Source organism: Pseudolabrys sp. Root1462 (assembly GCF_001426945.1).
In the GTDB taxonomy this organism is placed as follows: domain Bacteria; phylum Pseudomonadota; class Alphaproteobacteria; order Rhizobiales; family Xanthobacteraceae; genus Pseudolabrys.
The window spans coordinates 2,046,978-2,063,912 of sequence record NZ_LMFS01000001.1; the positions used below are offsets into that span (position 1 = coordinate 2,046,978).

General features: G+C 65.5%; 17 protein-coding genes. 3 read left to right on the forward strand and 14 right to left on the reverse strand.

From position 1 onward, the window contains the following. Positions 1-15: 15 nt before the first annotated feature. Both secD and yajC read right to left on the reverse strand, forming a co-directional pair. Positions 16-1,614: a protein translocase subunit SecD gene (gene secD, locus ASD45_RS10065; protein ID WP_056911364.1), complete on the reverse strand. Its 1,599-nt coding sequence runs from the start codon at positions 1,612-1,614 to the stop codon at positions 16-18. Positions 1,615-1,657: 43 nt separating this feature from the next. Beyond that, entirely contained in the window at positions 1,658-1,999 is a 342-nt protein-coding gene (gene yajC / locus ASD45_RS10070; RefSeq protein WP_056911365.1) for a preprotein translocase subunit YajC, read from the reverse strand. A 229-nt stretch (positions 2,000-2,228) separates the two neighbouring features. Here yajC and ASD45_RS10075 point away from each other — a divergent pair, with 229 nt between their 5' ends. Then, on the forward strand, positions 2,229-3,197 hold the full coding sequence (locus tag ASD45_RS10075; RefSeq protein ID WP_056911366.1) for an ATP-binding protein: 969 nt from the start codon (positions 2,229-2,231) through the stop codon (positions 3,195-3,197). Positions 3,198-3,211: 14 nt separating this feature from the next. Here ASD45_RS10075 and ASD45_RS10080 read toward each other — a convergent pair whose 3' ends face one another. Next, a complete protein-coding gene (locus ASD45_RS10080) occupies positions 3,212-4,648 on the reverse strand; it encodes a peptidoglycan DD-metalloendopeptidase family protein (protein ID WP_082540759.1) in 1,437 nt (478 codons plus the stop codon). A gap of 160 nt (positions 4,649-4,808) precedes the next feature. Next, positions 4,809-5,480 carry a protein-L-isoaspartate(D-aspartate) O-methyltransferase gene (locus ASD45_RS10085; protein ID WP_082540760.1) on the reverse strand — a complete coding sequence of 224 codons (672 nt, stop codon included), beginning with the start codon at positions 5,478-5,480 and terminating at the stop codon, positions 4,809-4,811. A gap of 134 nt (positions 5,481-5,614) precedes the next feature. Here ASD45_RS10085 and ASD45_RS10090 point away from each other — a divergent pair, with 134 nt between their 5' ends. Then, on the forward strand, positions 5,615-5,986 hold the full coding sequence (locus tag ASD45_RS10090) for a response regulator (protein WP_056911368.1): 372 nt from the start codon (positions 5,615-5,617) through the stop codon (positions 5,984-5,986). Here ASD45_RS10090 and surE read toward each other — a convergent pair. From surE to ASD45_RS10140, 10 genes are all read right to left on the reverse strand, one after another. After that, positions 5,983-6,744 (reverse strand): 5'/3'-nucleotidase SurE, encoded by a 762-nt coding sequence (surE, locus tag ASD45_RS10095; RefSeq protein ID WP_056911369.1) that lies wholly within the window; start codon positions 6,742-6,744, stop codon positions 5,983-5,985. The two genes, ASD45_RS10090 and surE, sit on opposite strands and share 4 nt — an antisense overlap. A 3-nt stretch (positions 6,745-6,747) precedes the next feature. Continuing rightward, complete coding sequence (gene serS, locus ASD45_RS10100) at positions 6,748-8,073, reverse strand: serine--tRNA ligase (RefSeq protein WP_056911370.1); 1,326 nt, start codon at positions 8,071-8,073, stop codon at positions 6,748-6,750. 154 nt (positions 8,074-8,227) lie between these two features. Next, positions 8,228-9,052, reverse strand: a complete 825-nt coding sequence (gene tatC, locus ASD45_RS10105) for a twin-arginine translocase subunit TatC (RefSeq protein ID WP_056911371.1) — start codon at positions 9,050-9,052, stop codon at positions 8,228-8,230. After that, on the reverse strand, positions 9,049-9,636 hold the full coding sequence (gene tatB / locus ASD45_RS10110; RefSeq protein WP_056911372.1) for a Sec-independent protein translocase protein TatB: 588 nt from the start codon (positions 9,634-9,636) through the stop codon (positions 9,049-9,051). The genes tatC and tatB overlap by 4 nt, the downstream gene beginning before the upstream one ends. An 86-nt stretch (positions 9,637-9,722) precedes the next feature. Further along, positions 9,723-9,962: a twin-arginine translocase TatA/TatE family subunit gene (locus tag ASD45_RS10115; protein WP_056911373.1), complete on the reverse strand. Its 240-nt coding sequence runs from the start codon at positions 9,960-9,962 to the stop codon at positions 9,723-9,725. Between the two features lie 246 nt (positions 9,963-10,208). Then, entirely contained in the window at positions 10,209-10,937 is a 729-nt protein-coding gene (gene scpB / locus ASD45_RS10120) for an SMC-Scp complex subunit ScpB (protein ID WP_056912694.1), read from the reverse strand. Between the two features lie 91 nt (positions 10,938-11,028). Continuing rightward, positions 11,029-11,823, reverse strand: coding sequence for a ScpA family protein (locus ASD45_RS10125; protein WP_244485454.1), 795 nt, complete (start codon positions 11,821-11,823; stop codon positions 11,029-11,031). Positions 11,824-11,896: 73 nt separating this feature from the next. After that, complete coding sequence (gene nagZ, locus ASD45_RS10130) at positions 11,897-12,901, reverse strand: beta-N-acetylhexosaminidase (protein ID WP_056911375.1); 1,005 nt, start codon at positions 12,899-12,901, stop codon at positions 11,897-11,899. A gap of 83 nt (positions 12,902-12,984) precedes the next feature. Further along, a complete protein-coding gene (locus ASD45_RS10135; protein ID WP_056911376.1) occupies positions 12,985-14,475 on the reverse strand; it encodes an SPOR domain-containing protein in 1,491 nt (496 codons plus the stop codon). A gap of 100 nt (positions 14,476-14,575) precedes the next feature. Further along, positions 14,576-16,348: an arginine--tRNA ligase gene (locus ASD45_RS10140; protein ID WP_056912695.1), complete on the reverse strand. Its 1,773-nt coding sequence runs from the start codon at positions 16,346-16,348 to the stop codon at positions 14,576-14,578. 148 nt (positions 16,349-16,496) lie between these two features. On the opposite strand from ASD45_RS10140, the gene ASD45_RS23700 reads away from it, so the two are divergent. After that, positions 16,497-16,934 carry a hypothetical protein gene (locus ASD45_RS23700; RefSeq protein WP_162249372.1) on the forward strand — a complete coding sequence of 146 codons (438 nt, stop codon included), beginning with the start codon at positions 16,497-16,499 and terminating at the stop codon, positions 16,932-16,934. Position 16,935 lies beyond the last annotated feature (1 nt).

Here is a 16,935-nt window from a genome sequence, read left to right on the forward strand (position 1 = left end):
GATGTAATCCCCGCCTCAGATCGGAACGTGCTGCGGCCGCCGCCAGCGCACCCAGGTCGCGACCATGAGTCGCGTGACGGTGAAGGCAGTGAACACGGTGGTGATAATGCCGATGCCGAGCGTCACGGCGAAGCCGCGCACCGGACCGGTGCCGATATAGAACAGCACGGCAGCGGCAATGAAGGTCGTGATATTGGAGTCGAGAATGGTCGCCAGCGCGCGGCTGAAGCCGGCATCGATGGCGTTGATCGGCGAGCGCCCGCCCCGCACTTCCTCGCGGATGCGCTCATAGATCAGCACGTTCGAGTCCACCGCGATGCCGACCGTGAGCACGATGCCGGCGATGCCCGGCAGCGTCAGCGTCGCGTTGAGCAGCGACAGCACGCCGAAGATCATGGCGACGTTGATTGCCACCGCGATATTGGCGAACAGGCCGAACAGGCCGTAGGTCACCAGCATGAAGAGGATGACCAGCGCGGCGCCGACGTAGGACGACATCTTGCCCTTGGCGATCGAGTCCGCACCCAGGCCCGGACCGACGGTGCGTTCCTCGATGATGGTCAGCGGCGCCGGCAACGCGCCGGCGCGGAGCAGGATGGCGAGGTCGTTGGCGCTCTGCACCGTGAAACTGCCCGAGATCTGGCCCGAGCCGCCGAGGATCGGCTCGCGGATCACGGGCGCCGAGATCACCTCGTTGTCGAGCACGATGGCGAACGGCTTGCCGACGTTCTCCTGCGTCACCTGCGCGAATTTGCGCGAGCCGGAGGTATTGAAACGGAATGAGACGATCGGCTCGGAGGTCCGCTGATCAAAGCCCGGCTGAGCGTCGGTCAGATCGGCGCCGGACACCAGCACGCGCTTCTCGACGAGATACGGCGTCTTCGGCTGGCTGGCGCTGTACAAGAGATCGTCATCCGACGGCACGCGGCCCTGCAGCGCCTGCTCGACCTGGTTGGTGACGTCGACCATGCGGAAATCGAGCTTGGCGGTCTTGCCGAGCAGTTCTTTGAGCCGGGACGGATCCTGAAGACCCGGCACCTGGACCAGGATGCGGTCGTTGCCCTGGCGCTGAATCAGCGGCTCGACCGTGCCGAGCTCGTTGACGCGGCGCTCGATGATCTGGATCGACTGGTCGACCGACTGGCGGATGCGCTCGAGCATCGCCGCGTCGGTCACGGTGAGACGGATCAGCGTGCTGTCGGAGGTCACGTCGAGACTGCGCTGACCGGAACCGCCGAGCAGGCCGCCGAGCGGCACCGACAATTCGCGCAGCTTGGTGAGCGCCTGGCCGACGCTGGCTTCTTCACGGATGCGGACCTCGACGCTGTTGCCGCGAATGGCAAGGCCGGTATAGCCGACGCGGGCATCGCGCAGCACCCGGCGCACGTCGTCACGCGTGGTCTCCAGCTTTTCCTTCCGCACCGCGTTCGAATCGACTTCGAGCAGAATGTGCGACCCGCCCTGCAAATCGAGACCCAGCACGAGATGGCGCTGCGCCCATTTCGGCCAGGTATCGACGACGTGGGTGGGAATGAAATTGGGAACGGCAAACAGGCAGACGACGAGCGCCGTGAGCACAATCGCCGCCGCCTTCCACCGCGTAAAATAAAGCATGAGGTCCTGGCTTGATGTCGGGCGAGCTTGATCGCAGACGCGATCAGCTGGCGGCTTCTTCCTTCACCGGCTCGCCCTTGGCGCGCACGTCGCTGATCATGCCCCGCACCTGGCGGATGCGCACGTTGTCGGCGATTTCGATTTCGATCTGGTCGTCATCGACAACCTTGGTGACCTTGCCGACCAAGCCGCCATTGGTGATGACGGTGTCGCCGCGGCGCACGTTCTTGACCAGCTCCTGATGCGCCTTCACGCGCTTCTGCTGCGGGCGCAGGATCAGGAAGTACATGATGACGAAGATGAGGACGAACGGCAGGAGCGACATCAGCATGCCACCCTCGCCACCGCCTCCCAAACCCTGCGCGAAAGCGGACGTCGAGAACATCTTGAAAACCCCTGCGTGGTTGACGGTGGCGCCTAGCGTGGCCCGGCGCGATCCGGCTCATTTCCCTTGAATTTCGCGCGGACTATAGCGGCCGCCCGTCCAATTGCAACGCTGCCAGACCCGGGAATCATGGCCGTTTTCAGTCATTTCCGGCCCATTCCGGTTGCGGCCTGCGCCCCTGCCCGCTAAGAGCAGCCCGACTTTTGTACGAGCACCGAAAAGCACCGCCATGGCGAAGACCAAGCCTTCCAAATCCGCCGCCAAGACCAGGGCCAAGAATCCGGCCAAGGCCGCTGTCGCCAAGGTACCGGCCAAGGCCGGCCCTGCCGCTTCGCTCGCTGGCGCCACCGCGCTCGCCCGGATCGCCGACGCGCTGGAGCGCCTGGCGCCGCCGGCGAAGAAGAAGATCGACCTTGACGCCGCCGACGCCTTCGTCTGGCAGCCGGACGGCCAGCTCGTGCCGGTGCCGCACGTCAACCGCGTCGGAATGTCGCTGCTCAAGGGCATCGACCGCATGCGCGATACGCTGATGGAAAACACCGAGCGCTTCGCCAAGAGCCTGCCGGCGAACAACGCCCTGCTCTGGGGCGCGCGCGGCATGGGCAAATCGTCGCTGGTGAAGGCGGCGCATGCGTCGGTCAACGTGGAGCTGGCCAAGCGCGGCAAGAGCCTGCCGCTCAAGCTCATCGAGATTCACCGCGAAGACATCGAGACGCTGCCCGAACTGATGGCGATCACGCGCGCCTCGTCCTATCGCTTTGTGCTGTTCTGCGACGATCTGTCCTTCGACAACGACGACACCAGCTACAAGTCGTTGAAGGCGGTGCTCGACGGCGGCATCGAAGGCCGTCCGGAAAACGTGATCTTCTATGCGACCTCGAACCGCCGCCACCTGCTGGCGCGCGAGATGATCGAGAACGAGCGCTCGACCGGGATCAATCCCGGCGAAGCGGTCGAGGAGAAAGTGTCGCTGTCGGACCGCTTCGGTCTGTGGCTCGGCTTCCACCGCTGCAGCCAGGATGAATTCCTCGCCATGGTGCAGGGCTATGTGAAGCACTACGGCATCGTTATGCCGGACGACGAACTGCGGCGCGAAGCGCTGGAATGGGCGACGACGCGCGGCTCACGCTCGGGCCGCGTCGCCTGGCAGTATGTTCAGGAAATCGCTGGACGCCTGGGCGTCCAGCTCAAGGATTAATTTTCAGACGCGCTTTAGCCGCCGAGGAACTTGGTCGGATCGACCGGGGTCGAACCCTTGCGGATCTCGAAGTGCAGCTGCGGCGAAGTCACGTTGCCGGTCTGGCCGGAATGCGCGATCACCTGGCCGCGGCGGATGGTGTCGCCGCGCTTGACCAGAAGTTCGCTGGCATTGGCATAAGCCGACACGTAGCCGTTCGAGTGACGGATCAGCACGAGATTGCCGTAGCCCTTCAGTTCGTTGCCGGCATAGGCGACGACGCCGTCGTCGGCGGCCTTGATCTGCGTGCCTTCCGGCACCGCGATGTTGATGCCATCGTTCTGCGTGCCGTTCGGCTTCGAGCCGAAAGCGGCGATGACGCGGCCATGCACCGGCCAGCGGAAGGACGGCATGGCGCCGGCGGGCTCGGCGGCCTGCGCCGGGGCGGCTTCCGCCTTCGGCGCTTCCTGCGTCGCCATGCGGACACTCTGCGTCGGCTCGGGTGAGGCCGCGCGTTCGATCGGGATGGTGCGGGCCGGAGCAACCGATGGCGCAGTGTTGTTCGGCCAGGTCCCCTGCGGCTGCGTCACCTGCGGCCGGGTGAGCTGCGGCGCCGGGGCGGCGGTGGCAACATGCTGCGGCTGGTACTGCGCCTGCGGCACCTGCAATTGCTGCGCGCGCGGGGCCTGCGCCGCGGTCTGGCGGCCGCCCGGCACCTTGATCCGGTCGCCGACGCTGACGCGCGTATAAGGTGAGATGCCGTTGAGGTGGGCGAGCGCCGACAGCGTCGTACCGTAACGGCGCGAGATGCCGATCAGGCTTTCGCCGGCACCGACGACATGGACGTTTTCGCCCGATACCGGCGCGGCCGCAGCGACGGCTGGCGCCGCCGGCCTGTAAGCCGGAGCCGACGCCTGCGCGGCGGCGGCCGGACCCGACACATAGCGCGGAATGACGAGACGCTGACCGGGGCGGACCTGCGACGGGCTGCTGATGCCATTGGTCTGCAGGATCGCGCTGGCCGGCACGCCGTGGCGGCGGGCGATCATTTCGACGGTCTCGCCCTGGCCGATGGTCACCGGCTGACCGCCGTCCCAGGTCCAGTGCCCGGACGGCTGCGCCGGCGCGGTCACGCTGCCGGTCACGTCGGAATTGCTGTGCGACTGGTATTGCGGCTGCGGCGCCGGGCGATAAGCCCCCAGCCCCTGCGAACCGGTCGAATAGCCGCCGCCGGACGCCACCGTCTGCGGCGGGCTCGGCAAGGGCTGCGACACGACGCGATTGGTCGGCGCGGCGCTGTGCGAAATGGAACCCGTGACCTCGCCGCGCGGCGGAGCCTGGCGCGAAGCGGTCGGGTATGGCGCGTCAAAGCGGGCGGAGTTCGAGCAACCGGCCAGCGCCACGCCCATGACAGTGAGGGCGGCAACGCGCGGCCAGGTGTGCGATCGAGGAGACGCAATGCGGCGTGACATAAGGTTACTCACTCGGACACAAAATACTTTGCGTTTTAAATAAAGCAGCGCTGAGTAAATAAGGGTTTAAGACATCGCGGTTTGGTTACGCGTTCGATACTCAAACCGGCAAAAATATCACAGCGGCAATTAAGGCGGCTCCGCCGATGCCGCGCAAAAGCTAGAGTTCGCGCGCCTTCCCGGCCAAAAGCGGCACAAACCGCACCGCAATGAGCCGCTCCTCATCGAGCGTGACGCTCTCCGGCGTTTGCCTCTTGGCAAGCTTGACGATGTGCTGCGGGCCATTATGGGGCCCGCGCGGCATGATCATGACACCGTCGTCGGCAAGCTGCTCGATAAGGGCCGCCGGCGCCTCGTCCGCCGCCGCGGTGACGAGAATGCGGTCGTAAGGCGCACGATCCGGCCAACCATCCATGCCGTCGGCATGAATGACCTCGACATTGTTGTAGCCGCCGGCCTTCAGCCGCTCGCGGGCCTGATCGGCCAGGGTGCGATACCGCTCGATGCCTACCACCTCGCGGACAAGCTTTGACAGGATTGCGGCCTGATAGCCGGACCCGGTGCCGACCTCGAGCACCCGGTGGTGCGGCTTCAAGGCCAGCCGCTCGGTCATGTAGGCGACCACATAAGGCTGGCTGATGCTCTGCCCGCAGTCGATCGGCAAGGCCTGGTCGGCATAGGCGCCGGTCAGCGAGCCGGTCGGCACAAAGGCCGCCCGCGGAACCTGTTCCATCGCCCGCAATACGGCTTGGTCGCCAATGCCGCGCTGCCGCAAGGTGAGCAGGAACCCCGCCCGGTCGATATCCTGCTGCTGTCCGCTTTCGTTAGCCAAGCGCGCGACTCCTCAAAAATAGCGTATCATGGGGGGCGGCAATTCAGCCATGATTGGCGGATAAGGACCGAATTCGGAACCATTGGAACCGGGTCACGGTTTCCTGCGGTTCGATCGAGGGGCACAGGCGATCTATGAGCGAACGTCCGACTACACCGACCCGTATTCTCGTGGTCGAAGACGAATTCCTAATTCGAACGTTGCTTGAGGATATGCTGGTCGATCTCGGACACGAGATCGCCGGGTCAGCCGCAACGGTGGACCAGGCGCGGGCCCTTGCGGTCGCCGGCGGCTTCGACCTCGCGATACTGGACGTCAATCTTGAGGGACAGGAGATTTTCCCGGTCGCCCAAATCCTGGCCGAGCGCAACCTGCCCTTCATCTTCGTCACCGGGTACGGCGCCGGCGGCCTGCCCGAGCACTTCCGCGGCCGGCCGACGCTGCAGAAGCCGTTCCAGTCGGAGAAGCTCGAAGCCGCGTTGATCGAGCTGTCGTCAGCCGCCTAGCCCAACACCTCGGCGAGCCGCGTCATGAACGGCTCGTCGGTGAGATCGAGCCGCAGCGGCGTCACCGCAATGCGCTTGCCGTCCAGCGCGGCAAGGTCGCTGCCCGGCGATGCATCCATCTGCGCGCCGCGCGCAAAGGCGATCCAGAAATACGGATTGCCGCGGCCGTCGTGGCGCGCCTCGATGCGCAGCAGATCCTGATTGCGCTTGCCCTGCATCGACACGCCGATGCCCTCGACTTCGTCAGGCTCGCAATCGGGGAAGTTGACGTTGACGAGGACGTTCTTCGGCATGCCCTCTTTGAGCACTTTGTCGATGATACCCGGGGCATGCGCGATCGCCGTTTCCCAGCGCGGCGCGTGCTTGGTCGTAAAGGTGTAGGCCTGCGACAGCGCGAAAGCCGGCACGCCAAGCAGTACCGCTTCCATCGCGCCAGCCACAGTGCCGGAATACAAAACATCCTCGGCGGCGTTTCGGCCGCGATTAACACCGGAAATGACGAGATCGGGCACGTCCTTCAGGATGTGGCGCATACCCATGATGACGCAGTCGGTCGGCGTACCCTTCACGGCAAAGCGCCGGTCGTCGATCTCGCGCAGCCGCAGCGGATCGTTCAGCGACAGTGAATGCGACACGCCGGACTGATCGGTTTCCGGCGCCACGATCCAGACGTCGTCGGACATCGTCCGCGCGATCTTTTCGCAGGCGATCAGGCCCGGCGCGTGAATGCCGTCGTCATTGGTGATGAGGATGCGCATTGGCTATTTCTTCTCGATCACCGAGACGCCGCCCATATACGGCTTGAGCACGTCCGGCACGGCGATCGAACCGCCGTCCTGCTGATAGGTTTCCATCACCGCGATCAGCGCACGGCCGACAGCGACGCCCGAGCCGTTGAGCGTGTGGACGTGGCGGACCTTGTTGTCCTTGTCGCGGAAGCGCGCATTCATGCGCCGCGCCTGGAAATCACCGCACACCGAGCACGACGAAATCTCGCGGAACATGTTCTGGCCCGGCAGCCAGACCTCGATGTCGTAGGTCTTCTGCGAGGCAAAGCCCATGTCGCCGGTGCAGAGCGTGACGACGCGGTAATGCAGATCGAGTTTCTTCAGCACCGCCTCGGCGCAGGCGAGCATGCGCTCGTGCTCCTCGCACGATTTTTCCGGCGTGGTGATGGAGACGAGTTCGACCTTGGTGAACTGGTGCTGACGGATCATGCCGCGCGTGTCGCGCCCCGCCGCGCCGGCTTCGGCGCGGAAGCATGGCGTGCAGGCGGTGAGCCGCAGCGGCAGTTCGTCCTCGGTGACGATCGATTCACGCACGAGATTGGTGAGCGGCACCTCGGCTGTGGGGATGAGGCCCCAGCGTGCGCCTTTCATGGCGGCCGCCGTCGCATTGTTGGCGAACACATCGCCGCTAACCGCCCAGAACTGATCGTCCTCGAACTTCGGCAATTGCGCCGTCCCGAACATCACGTCGTCTTTGACGAGCAACGGCGGATTGACTTCGGTATAGCCGTGGTCGTCGACGTGGGTGTCGAGGAAGAACTGGCCGAGCGCGCGCTCGAGCCGCGCCAGGCCCTTCTGCAACACGACAAAGCGCGCGCCGGACAACTTGGCCGCGGCTTCAAAATCCATCTGCTTGAGGTCTTCGCCGAGTTCGAAATGCTGCTTCGGCGTGAACGCGTAGCTGCGCTTCTCGCCTGACTTCGACTTCTCGACATTGCCGTGCTCGTCGGCGCCGTCGGGCACATCGTCGAGCGGCGCGTTCGGGATCTGCGCCAACTCCTTGTCGAGCGCATCGCCATGCAGCTTGGCCTCGGCCTCGAGCGCCGGCATGGTCTCCTTCAGCGTCGCGACCTCGGCCATCAGCGCCTGCGCGGCGGCCTCGTCCTTTTTGGCCTTGGCCTGGCCGATCTCCTTAGACGCGGCGTTGCGCCTTGCCTGCGCCTGCTCGGAAGCGGTAATGGCGGCCCGGCGCTTCTCGTCCAGCGCAATCAGTTTGGCCGACAACGGCTCCAGCCCGCGCCGGGTCAGGCCGCGGTCGAAATCCTGGGGGTTCTCGCGAATCCAACGAATGTCATACATGGCGGGCGTTCTAGTCGGATTTTGCGAGGCGGGAAAGATAGCCCCCGTCATTCCGGAGCGCGGCCCTTAAGGCAGCCCGGAATCCATCCTCCCGGCGCTGCGGACTATGGATTTCGGGTCCCGACTGCGTCGCTTCCCGCAATGACAGGTTGCCTCAATCCGGCCCGGCGCCGACCTTGGCGGCGGCGGCCGCGTCGGCCTCTTCCTTGGCGGCTGCCTCGGCCGCGACCTTCTTTTCGACCATGCCCACCGAGATGATCGAACCCTCGTAGAGGATCAGCAGCGGCACCGCGAGCGAGAGCTGGCTGATGACATCCGGCGGCGTCAGCACCGCGGCGAGGATGAAGGCGCCGACGATGAAATACCGCCGCTTATCCTTGAGCTGCTGCGCGGTGATGATGCCGATGCGGCCGAGCAGCGTGAGGATGACAGGCAACTGGAACGCGGCGCCGAAGGCGAGCACCAGGGTCATCATCAGCGACAGGTACTCGCCGACTTTCGGCATCAGCGCGATGGAGGCTTCGGTCGCGGTGCCCGGCTGCTGCATGTGCAGCGAGAAGCGGATCAGCATCGGCAGCACGAGGAAATAGACCACCGCCGAGCCGAGCGCGAAGAAGAACGGGGTCGCGATCAGATAAGGCAGGAAGGCGTTGCGCTCGTGCTTGTAGAGCCCCGGCGCGACGAACATGTAGATCTGCGCGGCGACCACCGGAAACGACAGGAACGCCGCGCCGAACATCGCGAGCTTGAGCTGGGTGATAAAATATTCGAGCAGCGCCGTGTAAATGAACTTGGAATTTTCCGCGCCGGCCACCCAGACGAAGGGCCACACCAGGATGTTGTAGATGTCCCTGGCAAAGAAAAAGCACAGCGCGAACATGAGGCCGAACGCAATGAGCGCCTTGATCAGCCGCGAACGCAGCTCGATCAGGTGATCCATCAGCGGCGCTTTGGTGGCCTCGATGTCGTCGTGACTCACGCCGCGCCTCCGGCCTTCTTGTCCGCCGTCGTCGTCGCGGGCTCGGCCGCCGTCTGCACGTCCGCCGTCTTGATCGCGAAGTCCTCCGCGGTCGGCGGCGGCACCGGCTCGGGAAACGGTACGTCGATCTTCAAATCGTGATTGGCGAGATCGGCATGCTGCTCGGCCGGCGGCGGCAGGGCTTCCCGCTCCGCGGGCGGCGGCAGCGCTTCGGTCGTCGCAACGGGCAACACGGGCGCCGTTTCCGGCGCGAAGTCGCTGGCGGTCGACGTCGGCGAACCGGCCGGCTCCTCGAACGCCTTTTCGACGTCCCGGCGAGCGTCCGCCAAGGGATCGATCTTGGTGAAGTCAGTGACCTGCGATTTGACCGCCGAGGTAATCTCATCGGCGGTCTTTTTCAGGTCGGCGATTTCCGCCTCGCGCAAAGCTTCCTGGAACTGGCCCTGGAATTCATTGGCCATGCGCCGCAGCTTGGCGACCATCTGGCCAACGCTGCGCAGAACGGTTGGCAGCTCCTTCGGCCCGATCGCGATCAGCGCGACGATGCCGATGAGGACGATCTCGCCCCAACCGAAATTGAACATTGCTCCGATCCCGAATTCGACCTAGCGGCCGCGACCCAAGGGCGCGACCCAGGCATGTACCAAGGCTGCTCCCGCGCGAGGTCCGCTCAGGAGTGTGCGCCTTCGGCGCGCCGCTCGGCTTCGGTCTTCTGGGCGCCGGTTTCGATCGACTTGACCGGCTCCGGCTTGGCCTCGGCGGTCTTGTCGTCTTCGGCCATGCCCTTCTTGAAGGCCTTGATGCCTTGGGCGAAGTCGCCCATGAGGCCGGAAATCTTGCCCCGGCCGCCGAACATCAGCATCACCACGACGATGACGATCAGCCAGTGCCAGACACTAAAGGAACCCATAACCTATCCTCCGCGGCGACGGGCTTTGGCCCCCGGGCTCGTCCCGCCTTGATGTTTGAAACTGAAACTAGGCCGCGTAGGCGGCAAAAACAAGGAGTTAACCGGGCTTGGTTAAGGGGCCAAATGGCGCGGGCCCTGGTCATTCCGGGCCCGGCCCAAGGCCGAACCCGGAATCCGGAAAAGCACGCCATCACCTCTGGATTCCGGGTTCGCTCACTTCGTTCGCCTCCCGGAATGGCCGCGAAACTACTTCTCGCCCTCGCCGTCCGACGGTTCCCCGACGGGCGATTCCGGCTCGCTGGACGCTTCCGGCGCCGGCGCCAGGCCGAGGTCGAGATCGCCCGGCTCGAGCGGGTCCTCGTCGTCGCGCAACGTGCTGTCGTCCGACGGCATCGGCACCGAGAAACCGGGCGGCATGTTGCCTTCCAGCAGGCCCGAGCCCTTCAGTTCGTCGAGGCCCGGCAAATCGGTCACTTCTTCGAGACCGAAATGCGACAGGAAGGCTTCGTTGGTACCGTAGGTAATCGGACGGCCCGGCACCTTGCGGCGGCCGCGCGGGCGGATCCAGCCGGTCTTGAGCAACACATCGAGCGTACCGGCCGCCGTGGCGACGCCGCGGATCTCCTCGATCTCGGCGCGGGTCACCGGCTGGTGATAGGCGATGATGGCCAGGGTCTCGATCGCGGCGCGCGACAATTTGCGCTGCTCGACGGTTTCCTTGGTGAGCAGCCACGACAGATCGGAAGCGGTGCGGAACGCCCACTTCTTGCCGATGCGCACCAGGTTGACGCCGCGGATGGCGTATTCGGCCTGCAGCGCGGCGAGCGCCGCCTTGACGTCGACACCGTCCGGCAGTGCGCGCACGAGGGTCGGTTCGTCGAGCGGCTCGGACGCGGCGAACAGCAAGGCCTCGAGCAGGCGCAACTCTTCGGGACGTGCCGCCGGCTCGTCCGCCACCTCGACCTCGACGATCATCGTCTCTTCGGTCTCGACGGACGCGGGTGCCGGCTCGTCGTTCGAAACCACTACGAGCTTTTTGGCCGCTGAGGGCATGGTCTCGGTCTCCTTATGCGTTTTCTTGTGCGTCATGCGACGATGCAATGCCGTTCGCGCTGACACGTTTGCGCATGTAAATCGGCGCGAACGTATTCTTCTGATGGATTTCCGCCTGACCCTCGCGAACCAGTTCGAGCGCTGAGGCGAACGAGGACGCGAACACGGTGGCGGCGAGCGCCGGCTCGACCACGTACTGAACGAGGAAACTGTCGATCCGCGACCAGTCAGCGGAGGAGCCGATCAGCCTCTCGAGCGTCTGCCGCGCCTCGGACAGCGACCACACGGTGCGCTTCTTGAACTGCACGCGCGACAATGAGGTGCGCTGACGCTGCGTCGCGTAGGCCGACAGCAGATCGTACAAGGTCGCCGTCCACTCCGGCTTCTTGATCTCGGCAATCGGCTCCGGAAGCCCGCGCTCGAACACGTCGCGGCCGAGCTGCGGCCGTTCCATCATCTTCGTGGCGAATTCGCGGATCGCCTCGAGCCGGCGCAACCGGTTGGCCAGCGCCATCGCCATGTCTTCGGCGGACGGCCCCTCGCCCGGCGCGGCTTCCGGCAGCAGCAGCCGCGACTTGAGATAAGCCAGCCACGCCGCCATCACGAGATAGTCCGCGGCGAGTTCGAGCCGCACCTTGCGCGCCTGCTCGATGAAGATGAGATATTGATCGGCGAGCGCGAGGATCGAGATCTTGTGCAGGTCGACCTTCTGCTGCCGCGCGAGCGTGAGCAGCAGATCAAGCGGACCTTCGAAGCCTTCGACGTCGACGATCATCGCCTGATCGGTGACGCCGCGATCCTCGTCCATCGCCGCGACGAGCTTGTTGTCGAATTCGTCAGGCGTCATAAGCCTGTCATCCTTCACGCGTTCGATGCGGGCGTTACGCCACCATCGCGTTGAAAATCTCGCGAGCGGCCGCGACATCGAACTCTTCGCGCTGCGACCGCAAGGCGAGCGCGGCGTCGGCGCGCCTGGCGGCCGCGCCGCCGAGTTCGGGTGCGACGCCGGCGACCTCGCGCATCTCAGCAAGATCGCCGTTGCAATGAAGCACGACATCGCAGCCGGCGGCGAGCGCTTGCTGACTGCGCTCGGCAATTGTCCCCGACAAAGCGCCCATCGAGACGTCGTCGCTCATCAGCAAACCTGCGAATCCGATCGATCCGCGAATCACTTCGCGCACCATTGTGACCGAAGTCGTGGCGGGGGCGAGGCGGTCGATGGCGCTGAACACAACATGCGCGGTCATTCCGAGCGGCAGACCCGCCAGCGGCCGGAACGCGGCGAAGTCGGTCCGTTCCAGCGTGGCGCGGTCGGTATCGACCACGGGAAGTTCCTTGTGGCTGTCGGCGCGGGCGCGGCCGTGCCCCGGCAGATGCTTGAGCACCGGCAGCACGCCGCCGGCCAGAAGCCCGTCCGCCACCGCGCCGGCGATGGCTGCGACCTTGGCCGGATCGGTTCCATAGGCGCGGTCGCCGATGATCGGATCCCCGTCTGAGACGGGGACGTCGGCCAAAGGCAGGCAGTCGACGTCGATGCCGAGCGCCCTCAGGTCCGAGGCGATCAGATGGGCGCCGAGGCGCGCGGCGGCGAGGCCCGAGGCTTGGTCGCGGTCGTAGATGGCCCCATAGACGCCGCCCGGTGGATAGACCGGCCAATGCGGCGGACCGAGACGCTGCACCCGGCCTCCCTCCTGATCGACCAGCACCGGCGCTTCCCAGCCGACAACATCGCGGAAATCACGAACCAGATCAGCAACCTGCTGAGGATTGCTGATGTTCCTCTTGAAGATGATGAGGCCCCATGGCGCGGCCTCGCGCAAAAAGGCGCGTTCCAGCGGCGTAATCGTCAGACCCGACAGGCCGGTGATGAATGCGCGCGAAGCCATGAGGCGCGGCTTAGCCCGCGCCAACGGCGCGGGCAAGGAAGCCCGGATGCAAGGCTGTTGATGGCTCGCGCCGGACTTTCAGCCTAGTTGCGCTGGATGATGCAGGACCCGCCCGCAGCCTTCAGGCTGGAGCACAGTTCGCCCGCCTCGCTGTTCGAGCCGACCACGACCATGGCGCGGAAGTAGATGCCCTTGGCGCCCAGATCGGCGCGCCGGATCACGGGCTGGCGGCCGCCGAGCTGGGCCGGAAATTTGCCTTGGAGGGCGCGGAACGCCGCCTGGGCGTCGGCCTCGCTGCGCTGGGATGAGACCTGCACGGCATAGGCGCCGCCGCCGGCCGAGGTCGCCACTGGCGCCTCGGGGGCCGTCGAGGCGACGCGCTCAGGGCGCGCCTGCGCTGGAGCTTGGGCCTGCACCGCGTTTGGATTGAGCGACAGCGGCGCGTTGCTGTGGCGCGGCGCCGGAGCTGGAGCCGGTTGAGCTGGCTGGCTCGGTTGGGCCGCCGCTTGCCGAGGCGCTTGACCCTGCGGCGCCGGACGGGCTGGCTCCGAGGTGGTCGCGATCGGCCGGGGCGTGACTGAGATTGGCCTTGGCGTCGGTTCGGCGGTGCTCACGGCCGTCGGCGTCGGCGCCACCTCAGGGGCCGACGCTGCGCCATCATTGGCCTGATCGGGACGAATGGCGATCGTCCTGACCTTCTTCGGATCGCCGACCACGCCGCTGCCCAGGGCTGGCGCGGTGCCCGCCTGGTTCGGCGGGAAGGCCGAGTTGGTATTGCCCGCCGCCGCCGTGACAGGTACTGGCTGCTCTTCGCGCGACAGGAGCCGCTCAATCTGGCCGTTGCCGCTGTTGCCGACGCGATCGGTGATGGTCTTGCCGGCATCCTTGTTCGGGGTCGCGGGCACGATCTTGCTGGGCGCGTTGTCGGCCTTGATGACCGGCGGATTGGTCGGTGCCGAAGACGGACCGAAGACTGCGCGGTAGCCGAGCGCGCCGGCGGTGCCGAGCACTGCCAGCGCGAAAACGCCGGCGATGGCGGTGATGCCGATACGACGGCGGCTCGGCGCGACGTCATCGTAGTATCCGTCGTCGGACGGAGGGCCGAACTGCTGGTGCACGTCATGCAGCGGCTCCTGAGACGGCGGAAAGCCCTCCTCGTAGCTCGGCACCGTACCCGGCGGGTAATCGGCAGGATCGTAGCCCTGCGAACGATAGCCGGGCGCGTGCGCATCGACGGGATAATACTCGGTCGTGTCCGTGGACAACGGCGCGCTGCCGAAAGCCTGGCGGCCGAACGCCGGAGCGCCGTAGGCCTGCTCCGAATAGGCGCTCTGGTTCGGCAGGGTCGGCTGCTCATTCGGATGCGGCAGACTATCGCCCTGCCAGCCGGCAGTCTGGTCCGAAGCGGCGGCGGGCGTGCGGTTGCCGTTGTTACGGCCGTATTCGCCGAAAGGATCGCTCTGCCCGATCAGCCGGGCGAGCTCAGCGAGCGGGTCATTGCCCGAGCCGCCACCCTGCCCGCGCGAGGAAGCCTCGCTTGCGCGATAAGCCTGCTGATTGTGGTCGTCCGCCATGGCGTCCCCGGCACTGAATGTACAACTCGCGCATCGTCCCCAGCGCGATCACCCTGTCCCTCAGGGGTTCGCGTCATGCGCGCTCCGGCAGATCTTAAGACTACCGCATTTCGTCGGGCGCTTCGACCCCGAGCAGATCGAGGCCGGACGCCAGCACGGTCACGATGCCTTGCACCAAGGCGAGCCGCGCCAGTGTTGTTTGTGGATCATCCTGGATAATGAACCGTAAATGCGGCGATTCCTTGCCTCCCCGCGACCATTGAGCGTGAAATTCGCTTGCGAGCTCATACAGATAGAAGGCAACCCGGTGCGGCTCATGAGCCTGGGCGGCGGCCTCGATCATGCGCGGAAATAACGCCAGTTTGCGGATGATCGAAAGTTCCCCGGCGTCGGTCAGGCGGGTCAGATCCGCAGAGCGCAGCGCCGCCGCGTCCGTTTGGAGCTGCGGCATGTCGGCCGCCACAGTGCGGAAAATCGAGCGGCCGCGAGCGTGGCCGTACTGCACATAGAACACCGGGTTCTCGCGACTTTGTTCGATGACCTTGGCCAGATCAAAGTCGAGCACGGCGTCGTTCTTGCGATACAGCATGTCGAAACGAACGGCATCCTTGCCGACTTCATCGACCACCTCGCGCAACGTGATGTAGTCGCCGGCGCGCTTCGACATCTTCACCGGCTCGCCGTTTCGCAACAGCCGCACCAACTGCACCAGCTTGACGTCGAGCACGGCCTTGCCGCCGCTAACCGCCTTGACCGCGGCCTGCATGCGCTTGACGTAGCCGCCGTGATCGGCGCCCCAGACGTCGATCATGTCGGCAAAGCCGCGATCGACCTTCGACTTGTGATAGGCGATGTCGGTGGCGAAATATGTGTAGCTGCCGTCGGACTTCAGCAGCGGGCGATCGACGTCGTCGCCGAAGTCGGTGGAGCGGAACAGCGTCTGTTCGCGATCCTCCCAGTCCTCGAGATTGCCGCTCTTCGGCGGCGGCAGCCGGCCTTCATAGACGTTGCCCTGCTCGCGCAACGCATCAATGGTTTGCGCGACGACATCGGCCGGCCTCGCCACCGGCAAATCGGTGGCAAATGGATCGGGCTCCTCGCCCTCGATCAGCGAACGCTCCGAGAAAAACACGTCGGGCACGATGCGCAGCCGTGCCAGATCGTTGCGGATTTCGGCCATCATCATGTCGGTGGCGCGGCGCCGCACGATCGGCAGCCATTCGCTTTCCGGCATGGCTTTGAGCTTGTCGCCGTAATCGGTGGCGAGCTCCTGGCCGCATTCCTTCAGATAATCGCCGGGATACAGGCCTTCCGGAATTTCGCCGATGTCCTCGCCGAGTGCTTCGCGATAGCGCAGGAAGGCCGAGCGCGCGAGCACATCGACCTGGGCGCCCGCATCATTGATGTAATACTCGCGCGTCACGTCATAGCCGGCGGCGGCGAGCAGGCTCGCCAGCGCGTCACCGAACACCGCGCCGCGGCCATGGCCGACATGCAGCGGGCCGGTTGGATTGGCGGAGACGTATTCGACATTGACCTTGTGGCCGGCGCCCACCGCGCCCTTGCCGTAGGTTTTGCCCTGCTCCAGCACCGCGCGCAGTGCCTTCGGCCAGACATCGGCCGTCAGCGTCAGATTGATAAAGCCGGGGCCGGCGATATCGACCTTCTCGATCTGCGAATCGTCGCGCAGTTTTTCAGCAATGGCCGTGGCGAGTTCGCGCGGATTTTTGCCCGCTTCCTTGGCCAGCACCATGGCAGCGTTGGTCGCCATGTCGCCATGCGAGGCATCGCGCGGAGGCTCGACGACGATACGCGACAGATCCGCATCCGGCCCGAGCACGGCGCCGGCGGCGCCACGCACGCGCGCCAGCATCTCGGCGAACAGATGCGTCTGCGGCGCCGAACCGAGAACAGGCGCGAGCACGGCCGCCGCAGCGGCGCGGACCGTCTCCACCACACTGCTCAAGAACGATTGCGGTGCCGGAGCAGCCGCTGTCGCAGCGGGCTTGTCGGCTGGCTTTTTGGCGGGCTTCCTGGCGGGCTTGGCGGCTGGCGCCACACTGACAGTTGTGGTCGCAGCCACCGGCGCTTTCGTGACCGGCGCGGCCGGCTTCCGCGTCCGCGACTTGAGCGTCTTCTTGACGGTTTTTTTTGCGCCGCCGCGCGACGGCGCCGACTTCTTCACCGTTTTTTTGGCGAGCTTTTTGATCGGCGTCGCAGGCAGTTTGCGCGGCGCCGCAGCCTTCTTCTTTTTCGCCGCGGCGGACTTTTTCGCAGCGGTCGACTTTTTCACAGCGGTAGACTTGCTCTTCCCTTTGGTGCGAGCCTGGCTACGCTTTGGTCCGGCCTTGGTTTTGGACTGGTTTTTGGTTCTGGCCTTGGCCGAACGCTTCGCCGATTGTTTCTTCACTTTTGCCATCAGGAATGCCGCGGGTAAGGGTTTCGGAAGGCGAGTCTAAG